The 13,668-nt window shown below is 38.6% G+C and carries 11 protein-coding genes; 1 reads left to right on the forward strand and 10 read right to left on the reverse strand.

Annotated features, from left to right (window positions below; all coding sequences use genetic code 11):
- Positions 1-105 precede the first annotated feature (105 nt).
- Genes uvrB through G7061_RS10595 form a run of 3 tightly spaced genes read right to left on the reverse strand, consistent with a single transcriptional unit; the run spans position 106 to position 4,192 of the window.
- Complete coding sequence (gene uvrB / locus G7061_RS10585; RefSeq protein WP_159639516.1) at positions 106-2,079, reverse strand: excinuclease ABC subunit UvrB; 1,974 nt, start codon at positions 2,077-2,079, stop codon at positions 106-108.
- The gene (locus tag G7061_RS10590) at positions 2,069-3,565 is read right to left on the reverse strand and encodes a S41 family peptidase (protein ID WP_166121190.1); all 1,497 of its coding nucleotides are present in this window, start codon (positions 3,563-3,565) and stop codon (positions 2,069-2,071) included. Before G7061_RS10590 ends, uvrB begins: the two co-directional genes overlap by 11 nt.
- Before the next feature lie 60 nt (positions 3,566-3,625).
- Positions 3,626-4,192 (reverse strand): NAD(P)H-dependent oxidoreductase, encoded by a 567-nt coding sequence (locus G7061_RS10595; RefSeq protein ID WP_159637745.1) that lies wholly within the window; start codon positions 4,190-4,192, stop codon positions 3,626-3,628.
- 78 nt (positions 4,193-4,270) lie between these two features.
- Here G7061_RS10595 and G7061_RS10600 point away from each other — a divergent pair, with 78 nt between their 5' ends.
- Positions 4,271-4,819, forward strand: a complete 549-nt coding sequence (locus G7061_RS10600; RefSeq protein ID WP_159637747.1) for a TIGR00730 family Rossman fold protein — start codon at positions 4,271-4,273, stop codon at positions 4,817-4,819.
- A 23-nt stretch (positions 4,820-4,842) separates the two neighbouring features.
- Here the strand turns inward: G7061_RS10600 and G7061_RS10605 are convergent, their stop codons facing one another.
- The 7 genes from G7061_RS10605 to secA all read right to left on the reverse strand — a co-directional run bounded on the left by G7061_RS10605 (position 4,843) and on the right by secA (position 13,664).
- Entirely contained in the window at positions 4,843-6,210 is a 1,368-nt protein-coding gene (locus G7061_RS10605) for a murein hydrolase activator EnvC (RefSeq protein WP_159637749.1), read from the reverse strand.
- Between the two features lie 18 nt (positions 6,211-6,228).
- Positions 6,229-7,698 carry a murein hydrolase activator EnvC gene (locus G7061_RS10970; protein WP_159646700.1) on the reverse strand — a complete coding sequence of 490 codons (1,470 nt, stop codon included), beginning with the start codon at positions 7,696-7,698 and terminating at the stop codon, positions 6,229-6,231.
- Complete coding sequence (ftsX, locus tag G7061_RS10615) at positions 7,695-8,597, reverse strand: permease-like cell division protein FtsX (RefSeq protein ID WP_159639520.1); 903 nt, start codon at positions 8,595-8,597, stop codon at positions 7,695-7,697. The genes G7061_RS10970 and ftsX overlap by 4 nt, the downstream gene beginning before the upstream one ends.
- Positions 8,590-9,279, reverse strand: a complete 690-nt coding sequence (ftsE, locus tag G7061_RS10620) for a cell division ATP-binding protein FtsE (RefSeq protein ID WP_159639521.1) — start codon at positions 9,277-9,279, stop codon at positions 8,590-8,592. Before ftsE ends, ftsX begins: the two co-directional genes overlap by 8 nt.
- Positions 9,280-9,341: 62 nt before the next feature.
- Positions 9,342-10,187, reverse strand: coding sequence for a YitT family protein (locus G7061_RS10625; RefSeq protein WP_166121194.1), 846 nt, complete (start codon positions 10,185-10,187; stop codon positions 9,342-9,344).
- Positions 10,188-11,292, reverse strand: a protein-coding gene (prfB, locus tag G7061_RS10630) for a peptide chain release factor 2 (protein ID WP_205700097.1) whose coding sequence is annotated in 2 segments (ribosomal slippage) — positions 10,188-11,219 and positions 11,221-11,292 — 1,104 coding nt in all. Because the reading frame shifts where the segments join, the coding sequence is not laid out codon by codon here.
- Positions 11,293-11,321: 29 nt separating this feature from the next.
- Positions 11,322-13,664 (reverse strand): preprotein translocase subunit SecA, encoded by a 2,343-nt coding sequence (gene secA, locus G7061_RS10635; RefSeq protein WP_166121197.1) that lies wholly within the window; start codon positions 13,662-13,664, stop codon positions 11,322-11,324.
- Positions 13,665-13,668 lie beyond the last annotated feature (4 nt).

Raw genomic sequence — 13,668 nt, forward strand, 5'->3', positions numbered from 1 at the left:
CATTTGTTTCATTATACGGTCAATTCATGTTGCTCGCAAAACGAATTGCAATAAATACTACATGTTTCAAGAATGTTTCACTCAAAAAAAGCAACCCGAAGGTTGCTATAGATTTTCTGATTTCATTTCCATGATAACATCACGAAGCTGTGCTGCACGCTCGAAATCGAGAATAGCTGCCGCTTCACGCATTTCTTTCTCAAGACGTTCAATCAATTCAACAATTGCTTTCTTATCACGTTTTCCACTTCTAACTTTGGCAGTTAGAGCAGCAGTTTCTTTTCCAGCAATAATATCACGAACTGGTTTAATGATAGTAGTTGGTGTAATACCGTGTTCCTCATTATATGCAATTTGAATATCACGACGGCGTTGCGTCTCATCAATTGTACGTTGCATTGAGTCAGTAATTTTATCAGCGTACATAATAACATGACCATTCGCATTACGCGCTGCACGTCCTACAATTTGGACAAGCGATCGATATGAACGTAAGAAACCTTCTTTATCTGCATCTAAAATTGTGATTAAACTTACCTCAGGGAGGTCAAGCCCTTCACGAAGTAAGTTAATTCCAACGAGGACATCATATTTGCCCAAACGTAAATCACGAAGGATTTCAATACGTTCTAACGTTTTAGTCTCGTGATGAATGTATGCGACTTTAATGCCAGTTTCTAATAAGTAACTGGTTAAATCTTCCGCCATTTTTACAGTAAGTGTCGTAATTAACACACGTTCATTACGCTCGCGTCGCACTAAAATTTGATCAACAATATCATCAACTTGACCGCGACTTGGTTTAATTTCTAGAGTCGGATCCAACAATCCTGTTGGTCGAATAATTTGCTCGACAATTTCATGATTAACCTTTTCCATCTCATAGTCACCCGGTGTTGCAGAGACATAAATTGTTTGATTTTGGACAGTTTCAAATTCTTCAAAAGTCATCGGTCTATTATTCAATGCGCTCGGCAAGCGGAACCCAAATTCAACCAATGTTCGTTTCCTTGATTGGTCACCATTATACATCCCACGAATCTGTGGAAGAGAAACGTGCGACTCATCCACTACAAACAAATAATCATCTGGGAAATAATCAAACAACGTGTACGGTCTTTGCTCTGGTGGTCGCCCATCAATATGCATTGAGTAGTTTTCGATACCCGAAGTTATCCCAAACTCACGAAGATTCTCTAAATCATACTTTGTCCGTTGCTCAAGTCGTTGATACTCAACAAGTTTATTTTCCTTTTCAAAATACTCCAGACGTTCTTTTAACTCTTCTTCAATTGCATCTGCAGCAATTTTAATTTGATCCATATCACGAGCATATTCGTTTGCAGGAAATATATCATAAATCTTATATCCTTGCTTTACATTACCAGTAATACGATCCACTTCAACGATACGATCAATTTCATCACCAAAGAATTCGACACGAACAACGATATCATCCGTATCCCCACGCACAATCTCTACGACATCACCACGAACTCGAAACGTTCCCCGTGATTGTTCAATATCATTCCGAACATATTGTCGCTTAACAAGGTCCATCAACAGTGTTTCACGCGAAATCTCCTGGCCAACTCGCATTACATAAAGCATTGCCTTATAGTACTCAGGATCAGCGGTAGCATAAATACTCGCAACCGAAGCAACAATGATTGTATCGCGACGTTGTAAGACAGAGTTTTGAGCTGCATGACGCAGCATATCGAGTTCTTGGTTTATCATCGAACTCTTCTCAATATACGTATCCGATCCTGGTAAATATGCTTCTGGTTGATAATAGTCAAAGTTCGAAACAAAATACTCAACACGATTATGTGGGAAAAACTCTTTAAACTCAGAATACAACTGACCCGCAAGTGTCTTATTATGAACAAATACAAGCGTAGGACGGTTCAATTTCTGAATGACCTGTGAAATCGTAAACGTTTTACCAGTACCCGTTGCTCCCAACAGTACTTGATCCTTCTTGCCAGCAAGAATACCTTCTGTTAGTTCCTTAATTGCTTTAACTTGGTCACCTTTTGGTTCAAAACGGGATTCTAGTTTAAATTTATGATCCATGTTTCGCAACCTCCAATGCTTTAATGAGTTGAATGTCATCAACTGCACGATTTCCATTCCAATTGTATAAGACAGAACTATACATCCGTTGTAGAAGTGCTTGATTTATTGTTCCATCAGTATTTATTGTTTCCGCATTTGCATACGCTAAAATTGCGTCATGTGTGGCACTATCATAGTAACCATCCGTTCGACCATTGTGATATCCAAGATAAGTGAGTGCATGTTGGGCATAGGATGCAGCGATACTGACTGTATCATATGCAAATTCTGAAGTCCCAATGAGTGGATATGATGCGTAGAATACATCAGGTAACTTAACTTCGTGATCTGGTAAAATACCAACATTATTGATACTAATATCACTGGGACTGCGCCATTCCGCAATTGTAATTTTCAAGTTAGAACTGTCGCCATAGATTCGTTGCGTTTGGACTGTCCCTTTTCCATAACTCTTCATACCAACTGTTTTAGCTCCAAGATTTTCGGTTAAGGCTAATGTAAGGACCTCTGAAGCACTTGCAGTCCCCTCATTAATCAAAATTGTAATATCGTCAAACTTATAGTTTAATGCGACTGAATTTTTAACCGTATAAGTTTCTGTTTTACCATTCGTAAAATGTTCTTGATAAACGATTGCCCCTTCATCAAGGAATAGGCGCGCAACATCCTGAATCGCATCTAAATATCCGCCACCGTTATCACGTAAATCGATAACTAAATTCTTGACACCCTTGGCTTTAAAATCTTTTAAAATAGACTCCGTTACATCGGCAAGACCACGACCAAATGATTTCATTTCGATGTAGCCAACACCTGGTTCTAAAACTTCGCCGAATGCTAACGCCTCAACACGACCACGAATGACCTCCAAAGTAACTGGTTTGCCCGCTCTTAAGACTTCCATCTCAATTGGCTGTCCAGCTTCCCCTTGAATCATTTCTTTTATTGGGATATCACTTGAAAAAGTAGAAACACCATCAACTTTAGAAATAACATCACCCGCCAAGATTCCACCCGCTTCAGCTGGTGATCCTTGGATAACGTTTGTTACCATATTTGTATCGGACGCCTCCATATATGTAACCCCGATACCAACGAAAGACATATTAATCGAATCATTCAATTTTTTTGTTTCTTCATCCGTCATATACACAGTATGCTGGTCACCATTACGCTGCAACATGCCTTTAATGGCATTTTCAACCAACGTCTTATCCGGATCTTCCATATCATTCACAAAAAACCAACTTGAACGAACATCAGAGTATACACGCTCAAAAAGAGCAAGTGCTTCTGAGTTCTTGCCGTTACCTATAATACTATTAAGAAGCCTATTTCCTTGCCATCCTAGCAAGAACGCAATAACCACCGCTGATGCAGTCGCAATGATAACTTTCTTTTTCTTTTTTTCTCGGTTAATTTCGTCAGGCCATTTATGACGCTCTAGACGAATTTGATGTTTGTTATTTTCTTCTTTATCCACGATTCCACCTCAATGTACTAAGTTTATCACAGCATATAATAAAAATCCCAGTTAAGGGATTTATTTCAAGTATTGTTCAATTTCTAACAGGAACTGGTTTCGTGTTTCTTCCATGTGCACTGTCTTGCAATGTAGCCACGTGACATTCTTAATACCCACGGTTCCAAACAACGCTTCGATCATTGTTTTGTTGATTGGATCGCCAATATGTTCAAAAATTTCTTTACTTATGTTTCCAGTTGTAAAAACTGCAGCTTTATTGATATCTAATTTTCCAACTAAATTATGATTTTCATCCATGTCGTAAGTATGTCCTTTTAAGAATACCTTGTCAAAGAAACCTTTGAGCATAGCCGGTGCTCCATACCACCAAACAGGAAATACAAAGATGACTTCATCACTGGCTTTTAAGCGCTTCATGTAATCTTCAGCTTTCGGATCATTGTACTCACCTTTGCCAAACAATTTCAAATCTTCAGCATGAAATGCTGGATCAAACCCGTCTTGATGGAGATCGATGACATCCACGTCGTGACCTTTCGACAGCAATTGCGCTTTCGTCACTTCTAAAACGTGATGATTAAAACTTCCATCCCATGGATGTGTATATACGATTGTTGTTTTCATTTTAAATCCTCCATTGTCTATTTTATCAACCATGCTTATTCACACATGGTATAATGACCTTAAAAGCGGAGGGTTTATATGAAGTTAGCTGTTTTCTGTGGTTCGCGCGATACGAGTAACCACAACATTGTGAAAGAAGCAAAGATTTTAGCAAAGACATTGGTATCTAAAGATATAACGATGGTGTATGGTGGGGCCCGTTCAGGCATTATGGGGATCATCGCCGATGAGATGATCGCTTTGGATGGTAAAGTCATTGGGGTCATGCCCAAGATTTTAGTTGATAAAGAAATTGCGCATCCTGGACTTACAGAACTTGTAATTGTAGACGACATGAGTGTTCGTAAAACGATGATGAATGAGATGTCTGACGCATTCGTTGCATTTCCTGGTGGCTGTGGCACAATGGATGAAATCTTTGAGGTAATAACATTAAATCAAATTGAATATTTCAACAAACCTGTTGGTTTTGCAAACATTGATGGTTATTATGACGGAATTCATGAATTCTTAAAAACATCCGTGGCCAACACATTTATGTACCCATCACATCTTGAAGCAATTCAATTTGAAGCAACATCAGAAGCAATTGTTGACGCCATAGTAAAAGGTGTATCTCTGAACTAAACTGTTCATTGATACACCTTTTTTTAAACACCTAAGAATGCTTCTGGGTCAATACGGCACGGTGTTGATCCTTTATATTCACAACGACTGCTTTGACCACGGTCAGAACCACCCAAACCAAATTGAGCAGTACGCCATGTGCTATTCCACATTGATACCCCTTCTGAAACCGAACCGACTCCTAAATCAAATATTTCGATATGGGCGTGTGACCCGATAGAATTTCCTGAGTTTCCGACACCGCCTACTTGTTGACCTTGGTTCACAACGCTACCTGGACCAACTTTAAATGATCCATTTGCCATATGCATGATCAACGCACCATAGACTTTGCCATTTGATTCGAAAATCATTGAGAGATGATTTCCAAGGCCACTATTGCAACCAAAACTTGAATACGTATCACATCCACCTTGAGTTACCACAACTACGCCATTACCAACAGCATAGATTGGTTCAAAATAACCAGCAGATAAGTCTACCCCAAGGTGCGTTCCACCCCAGCTATATCCCCATACTGATTCGGTCTTTCTTCCAGTTGGTACAGGACTTGATAAGCCATTCGTTGGAGGGATTGCATTGATTGCATCAGCAGTTGCTTGGTCAAGTTCGATTGCTGCTTGAACTTGTGCTTCTTGCATTTCAAAGTTAACTTTTTGAATGACTAATTCATCATAAATTTTTTGTACACCGGCTTGAAGATATACAATATTTTCTTTGTCGACAACGACTAAACTTTTATTAAGTTCGATATTCTCAATTTCAGTTGCGACCGCAGCTTTTGTTTCTTCGAGCGCTTGTTTTTGAGACTTGAAGTTATCAATCAGAGATTCATTATATCGACGAATACTGTTCATTCCAACAACACGACGCATAATATCGGAGAAATCAGTTGCGCCCATAAGGAATTCTATATATCCGTTGACACGCATGTTCATTTGACTCTGAACCATATACGTTTTAATTTCTTCCTCAAGTTTTGCAATTTCAGTTTCACGAGTTTGGATTTCAACTTGAAGTTCTTGAATATGTTGTTCCTTTTGCGCAATTTCAAGTTCTAGTGTTTTTATATTCGCATCTAATGCAGTAATTTGATTTTCAAACTCTTGAATAAGTCCAAGATTTTCCATCAAATTCGTCTCAATATCTTTAAGTTTATTTGAGATTTCATTTTTTGCTGCTTGATTGTTTTGAGCACGCTCTAACAAGTAAGCGCGGTATTCACGACAAACTTGCGCTGACGACTCGGAATATGAGCTACAAAGTTGGTCATACTTCCCTGGATTAGATTCGAAATCATCACGATTACTAGCGAATATCGGGGCAAGTACGCCAAGTAGCATCATCAAAATAATTGAGATAATAATTGTATTTTTTAAAATTCGTTTCATGTTCACCTCATCTATTGATTATGTGCTGTATACATAGCGACCTGGATTTGTTCGGCATGGATAACTTCCACGATAATCACATAGTGATGAATTTCCACCACTTGATCCACCAAGTCCAAATTGAGCAGTTCGATGACCATTATTCCATAGATTTAATCCATCAACGACAGTACCAGGCCCCAAATCGAAAATTTCAATATGGACGTGGGGCCCTGTCGATGTTCCTGAGTTTCCAGTGTAACCAATCACAGTTCCAGCAGGAACAACAGCAAGTTGTCCCACTGCGGTGCTTGATAAGTGCATGAACAATGCGCCGTACGAACGATCACCATCTTGGAAAATCATTGAAATATGATTTCCGAGTCCACCGTTACAGCCGTCAGCATTATTTCCACAACCACCTTGCGCAACCACAATGACACCATTACCGATTGCTCTTAATGGAGTTCCTATATCAGCACCCAAATCATTACCGAGATGCCATCCACCCCACGGATACTGCCATACAGTAGCCGTCAATGATGTACCCGGAACAGGATGATATATATCAGTAGATCCTTCTCCAGGACCTGGGTTCTCTGGGTCAGGGTTTTCAGGATCTGGGTTTCCAGGATCAACCGGTTTCTCCGGATCTGGTTTTTCAGGCTCTGGTTTGGGAACCAAGACAAGATCACCAATTTGACTTGCTAGATCGTTACTAATTGTAATTTCATTTTGAACTTGGGCATCTGCTACATCCAAAATGTCTTTTTGTTCAGATAATTTCGCATAGACATACTGAATTTCCGCTTCATATGCTTTTGCGAGTTCACGTTCAGATTCAATTGCCTTTTTATTCAATTCAATCGCAAATTTCTCATTTTCGATTAATGCACGATCTTCTTGAAGTTTCAATTGTTGTTCTTTGAAAGCATCGATCATCTTCTCATTTGATCTTTTAATTGCATTCAAGCCCTCAACGCGTCGAATGATATCGGAGAAATCAGTTGCTCCCATTAAGAACTCGATGTATCCATTTACACGCATGGTTGATTGACTCTTGACCATGTATGCTTTAATGTCTTCCTCTAAACCTTTAATGTCTTCTAATCGTTGCGCTATTTGAATTTCTATTAGTGCAATTTGAGCCTCATTTTGTACAATTTGAGCCTCTAGCGATTTAATTTGCGTTTCAAGATCCTTTATCTTTCCTTCGTACTCACCAAGAATCGATAAATTACTCTTTAAATCTGTATCTATTTTTTCACGACGGTTTGCAATTTCAGCACGTTCTGCTTCTTTGTTTCCAGCACGACGTTCAAGAAATGAGCGGTAACCATCACAAGTTGCTTTAACACTTTCACTTTCTATTCCGCGACACAGCTCTTGATAGTAAGTGAGGTTATTTTCATATTCATCATCAGACGTAGCATAAACAGATGTTGACACTAAGATCATCATTGATAATACTATCACTACTTGAATTGTGTTTCGAAATATTTTTTTCATCGCGTCCACCTTAAGAACTTCCCGACAGAAAAGACACTACCAATTGCTCCAACAGTTGAACCAATTAGTGCCAATACAATAGATATTTGGTATACCATCGGTGTTGGTGATACCAATACAAACATTTTCGAAAATAAGAATCCACCGACTGATTCAAATAAATATTGATACCCGAAGATTGTGATAAGAATTGGAACAAATGAGCCAATCAAACCAATCAACATTCCTTCAATAATGAATGGCCATCTGATGTACCAGTTAGTAGCACCTACGGTACGCATAATACCGATTTCACGACGACGTGAATGAATCGATACACGAATCGTATTTGAAATTAAGAATACTGCAACTACACCCAATGCGATGACAATTGCAAATCCAATATTACGAACTTGTTCCAAACCGTGCACAAAGGTAGATGTCGCATCGCCACCATAAATCGCATCATCAATACCTTCGATTTTTAGTATTTCCTGGGTAATTTGTTTCAAATACTCGCCCTTTTCAGCTTGAACTAAAAATGTAAGCGGCATTGGGTTAGATTCACCCCTAAATGATCCAAAGAGTAACTCTGCGTCTTCACCTGAGTTTTTAATAAACATCTCTAACTCTTCTTCCTTCGATGAAAAACCTACAGATTTTACATTGGGGATAACCTCAATCGCTTTAGAGATTCGGTCGATGTTTTCTTGACTCTCATAGTTATTATTAACGTGAACAGCGATTTGAACACTCTCTTCAATTTGTTTCGTGATTACACCTAGGTTTGCACTTAACAATAAGAAAAGCGCCATAATTAATAGCGTCACAGTAACAGATGAAATACTTGACAATGACAGCGCAAAGTTACGCACCATTCCCAAGAATCCTTCTTTAATATGTCTTAATACTCTATTCATGACTGATGTATCCTCCAGATGTTAAATCTGCAACAATATGTCCAGCATCTAAGGCAATCGTACGTTTTTTGTTATTATTTACAATATCTACATCATGCGTAACCATAAGTACAGTTGTTTCTTCTTCTCGATTTATACGCTCTAACAACATAATAATCTCATTTGATTTTTCAGGGTCTAAGTTACCTGTTGGTTCATCAGCAATAAGCAATTGAGGTTTATTAGCAATTGCTCTTGCGATAGCAACTCTTTGTTGTTGTCCACCACTTAACTCTTGAGGGAATGCATTCGCTTTTTCACTCAGATCAACCAATCTTAAGACTTCACGAACACGTGATCGAATCTTGGCGTTTGGTGTATTCACTACTTCGAGGGCAAACGCAATATTCTCAAAAACAGTTTTACGTTCTAAGAGTTTGAAATCTTGAAATACGACACCAATTCTTCGTCGATAAATAGGAACTTTGGAATGTCGTAACTTTCCAACGTTATAGTCTCCTACATTAACACTTCCTGAAGTTGGAATTTCTTCACCATCTAGGAGCTTAATTAGTGTGGATTTCCCACTACCAGTAGGACCAATTATGTAGACAAATTCACCTTGGTCTACAGATAGATTGATGTCATATAGTGCATTGACACCATTTTTATATTTTTTTGATACGTCTTTTAGAACTAGCATCTATCTCTCACTCCTTTATTCATTTTAAATTATAGCATACGCCTTTTGAAGTTTGCGTGAAACTAGACCGTCCTGAAGCCCTTGCCATGGACTTCCGTTGCATTCGATACAACTAAGAAGGCTTCCGAGTCTATCGAAAGAACCGCCTTTTCAAGGTCATTATATTGTTTTTTACTTATCACGGTCATGACAATTTCTTTGCGATCTTGTGTATAACCACCACGTGCTGTAATGATTGTTGAACCACGATCAATATTGTTATGAAGATAGTCCAAAATCGACTCATACTCATCTGAAATAATCGTAACTTGTCGCGCATCAATACCACCAATGAGAGATATTTTATCGATAGCTTTAGTTGATGCATAAATGGAAATGAACCCCATAAGAACCTGATTCAATGTGTAGCTGTGGAATCCCAAGAGTACCGTTGCTGCATCTACTGCAAAAATATAGACTGACACACGGATTCCAGTATAACGCGATAAAATGAGAGGTGGTATGTCCATCCCTCCTGTACTTGCACCTGTTTTAAACGTTAATCCGAGACCAATCCCCATAAAAATACCGCCGAACAGTGATGCGATTAGAGGATCAAGTGTTGCATTGAACGGGATTAAACTCAGTAAATTAACGAAAAGCGGATATAATATGCTACTTGCTAGTGTTTTTAATGCAAACTTTTTCCCCAAGAATACTAGACCCATTAAGAAAGCGAGCCCGATTATGATGTTCATCATAATTCTTGGCTCCACCCTTAGAATAGGATAAAGGGCGACGGCAACTCCTGCCACACCGCCCGATAAAATATTGTTTGGTAGAATAAAGAATGTAACACCACACGCAAGCACAAAATTTCCGAGCACCAATAAGAGCGCATTTGTTATTTTGTCTTGGTATTGTTTCATCTATACACCTACGTTCATTTTCAAGAATGCTTCAATAAAGTCATCAATTTCACCGTCTAAAACATCGTCAACTTGACTTGTTTCCTGCTTTGTACGATGATCTTTTACCATTGAATATGGGTGCATAACATATGAACGAATCTGTGATCCCCACTCAATAAGTTTTTGCTCCCCTTTAATTGCCGCTAGATTTGCTTGTTGTTGCTCAATTTCACGTTGGTATAGTTTACTTTTAAGCATCATAAGCGCTTCTTCTCGGTTTTGCAATTGACTTCTACCGGTTTGACAAGTCACGACAATTCCCGATTCTTTATGCGTAATACGCACTGCAGAATCGGTTTTATTAACGTGCTGCCCACCCGCTCCAGATGCGCGCATTGTATCGACGTCAATGTCTTCCGGATTGATGACAATTTCTATACTATTGTCAAATTCTGGCGCGACATCAACCGATGCAAACGATGTATGGCGTCTACCCGATGAATCAAACGGGCTTATTCGTACAAGACGATGTACCCCTTTTTCAGCTTTTAAATAACCATAAGCTAATGGTCCACTGACTAAGAAAGAAACTGCTTTTAGACCTGCCTCATCACCATCCAAATAGTTAAGAACCGAGACTTTGTATTTTTTGTCTTGGGCCCAACGTGTATACATACGATACAACATCTCCGCAAAGTCCTGGCTTTCAGTACCACCAGCACCCGGATGTATCTCTACAATTGCATTTTTTTGATCATAATCATGGCTCAGTAAAATCATTATTGAGAACGAATCTAATTCCTTCTCAATATCTTTAACTTCTAGTTCAAGCATTTCTTTGAACTCTTCATCGAATTCTTCCTTGAGCAATGCTAATGTATCAAGGCCATCATCAATTCTTTTTATTAGTTGATTATATGTTTCAACTATTTTTTTAATTTGGTTTAGTGTCTGAATATGTTGGGCACTTCTTTTATGATCATCCCAAAACCCTTCAACCACCATCTCTGCTTCTAATGCTTCGACTTTGCTTTGTTTTTGAGCCAAGTCAAAGTGAATCACCGAGCGCTTTCAATGAATCTAATGATTCTTCCAAAATTTGAGCTATTTCAAATAATTCCAAAATTCATCACCCTTATCTATTCTTTAAATCTACTGTCTGTATTCAATTTTTACATTGATGCAGAACATTACAATGTCCTGAGCGATTGCACCTAGCATCTCGTCAAACATTTCAAAACCTTCGTTTACATATGCTTGTAGTGGTTTTTCTTGAGCATAGGAACGTAAATGAATTCCTTCGCGTAACTTGCTCATTGCATCAATATGATCAATCCAAGAACGGTCAATCATACGAAGTGCCATATCTTTTTCGACGCGTGTAAATTGGTCAGATACTTCCGCAATTTTTGCTTCGTAGCGACCCCATGCATCACCAACAATAAATGCTTGAAGTTCATTCACATTCATGGCACTTAAAGATGCTTCGTTAACGGCATCAGTAATAAGGCCCAGTTTTTCAAGCGCTTCGACTAAACCATTGATATCGACTGACTGATCTTTACTTTCCATATTTCTAAATGAACCAATTGTATTTGAGATAACACGTTCGAACATTTCTAAAATGATACTATGAACGTCATCATTTTCAAGAATGTAGTTACGTTGTTCATACATAATTTCGCGTTGTTGACGTAAAACATCATCGTAATCAAGCAATGTTTTACGAATGTCAAAGTTTATTCCTTCAACACGCTTTTGTGCTGCACTAATTTGTTTTGTTAGAGTTTTATTTTCAACCGCAACATCACCAAGACGCGATGTGACCGATTCCCAACGTTCACTTCCATAACGAATCATAAGATCGTCTTCAAATGATACGAAGAAACGAGACATTCCAGGATCTCCTTGACGTCCAGAACGACCACGTAACTGGTTATCAATACGACGTGATTCGTGACGTTCACTACCAATAACCGCTAGTCCACCAAGTGCACGTGATTCGTCATCTAGTTTGATGTCAGTTCCACGACCAGCCATGTTGGTAGCGATTGTTACTGAACCTTTACGTCCTGCGCGTTCAATAATTTGCGCTTCACGAGCATGGTTCTTAGCATTCAAAATTTCATGTTTGATTTTGCGTTGTGTCATCATCATACTTAGATACTCTGATGTTTCAACTGCAACAGTACCCACAAGTACAGGTTGCCCTGTCTCATGAATTTCTTTAACTTGTTGAATAAGTGCTTCAAATTTAGCTTTCTTTGTTCCAAAAATTAAGTCTTCTTTATCCATACGTACTACTGGTCGATTCGTTGGAATGACTAAGACACGCATATTATAGATTTCTAAGAATTCTTCTTCTTCAGTTTTAGCTGTACCAGTCATCCCAGATAATTTGTTGTAAAGACGGAAGAAGTTTTGGTATGTAATCGTAGCAAGTGTGACACTTTCTTGCTTGATAGCGACATTTTCTTTTGCACTTAGTGCTTGATGTAAACCATCCGAATACTCACGACCCTCCATCAAACGACCTGTAAATTGGTCAACGATTATGATTTGGTTGTCTTGAACAACATACTCAATATCTTTCAACATTGTGTAGTTTGCCTTCAATGCATTGTTGATATGGTGAAGTAATGCTGTGTTGTCTAAATCATAAAGGTTATTTACTTTAAATGTATTTTCTGCTTTTTCAACACCTGACTCCGTAAGTTGTACAGTTTTTGATTTAACATCGACTACATAATCGGCACCTTGTGAAAGTTTCTTAGCAAATTTATCTGCTTGTTCATACAAACGAGCACCTTCACGAGCACCACCTGAAATAATTAAAGGTGTACGTGATTCATCAATAAGAATCGAGTCAACCTCATCGATTAACGCAAAATTAAGTGGACGTAATACGCGATCCTCGATACGAGTGACCATGTTATCACGTAAATAATCAAATCCTACTTCAGAGTTCGTCGTATACGTAATATCCATTTCATATACTTCACGTTTTTGTGATGCAGATAATTGACGTAAGTTTGTACCTACAGTCAGTCCTAAGAAGCGGTGAATCTCACCCATCCACTCCGCATCACGGGACGCAAGGTATTCATTAACTGTAATGACATGAACCCCTTTGCCATCTAATGCGTTTAAGTATGTTGGTAATATTGCTGTTAATGTTTTCCCTTCACCGGTACGCATTTCAGCGATATCGCCACGATGTAAAATGATTCCACCCATTAATTGAACAATATATGGAAATTCTCCAATTACACGGTATGCGGCTTCACGTGCAACTGCAAAGGATTCAACCAATAAGTCATCCAATGTTTCACCATTGTTGAGGCGTTGTTTAAAGATTTCTGTTTTGTTTTTTAGCTCTTCGTCTGAGAGTGCGCGAATCTCATCTTTCAGCGCATCAATAGCATGAGCAGTCTTTTCTACTTCATTAAGAATTTTGCGGTCTCCGCTAAATAAATTATTAAAAAATCCAGCCATATTT

Origin of the sequence: Erysipelothrix sp. HDW6B, assembly GCF_011301115.1 — a bacterium.
GTDB classification, from domain to species: domain Bacteria; phylum Bacillota_I; class Bacilli_A; order Erysipelotrichales; family Erysipelotrichaceae; genus Erysipelothrix; species Erysipelothrix anatis.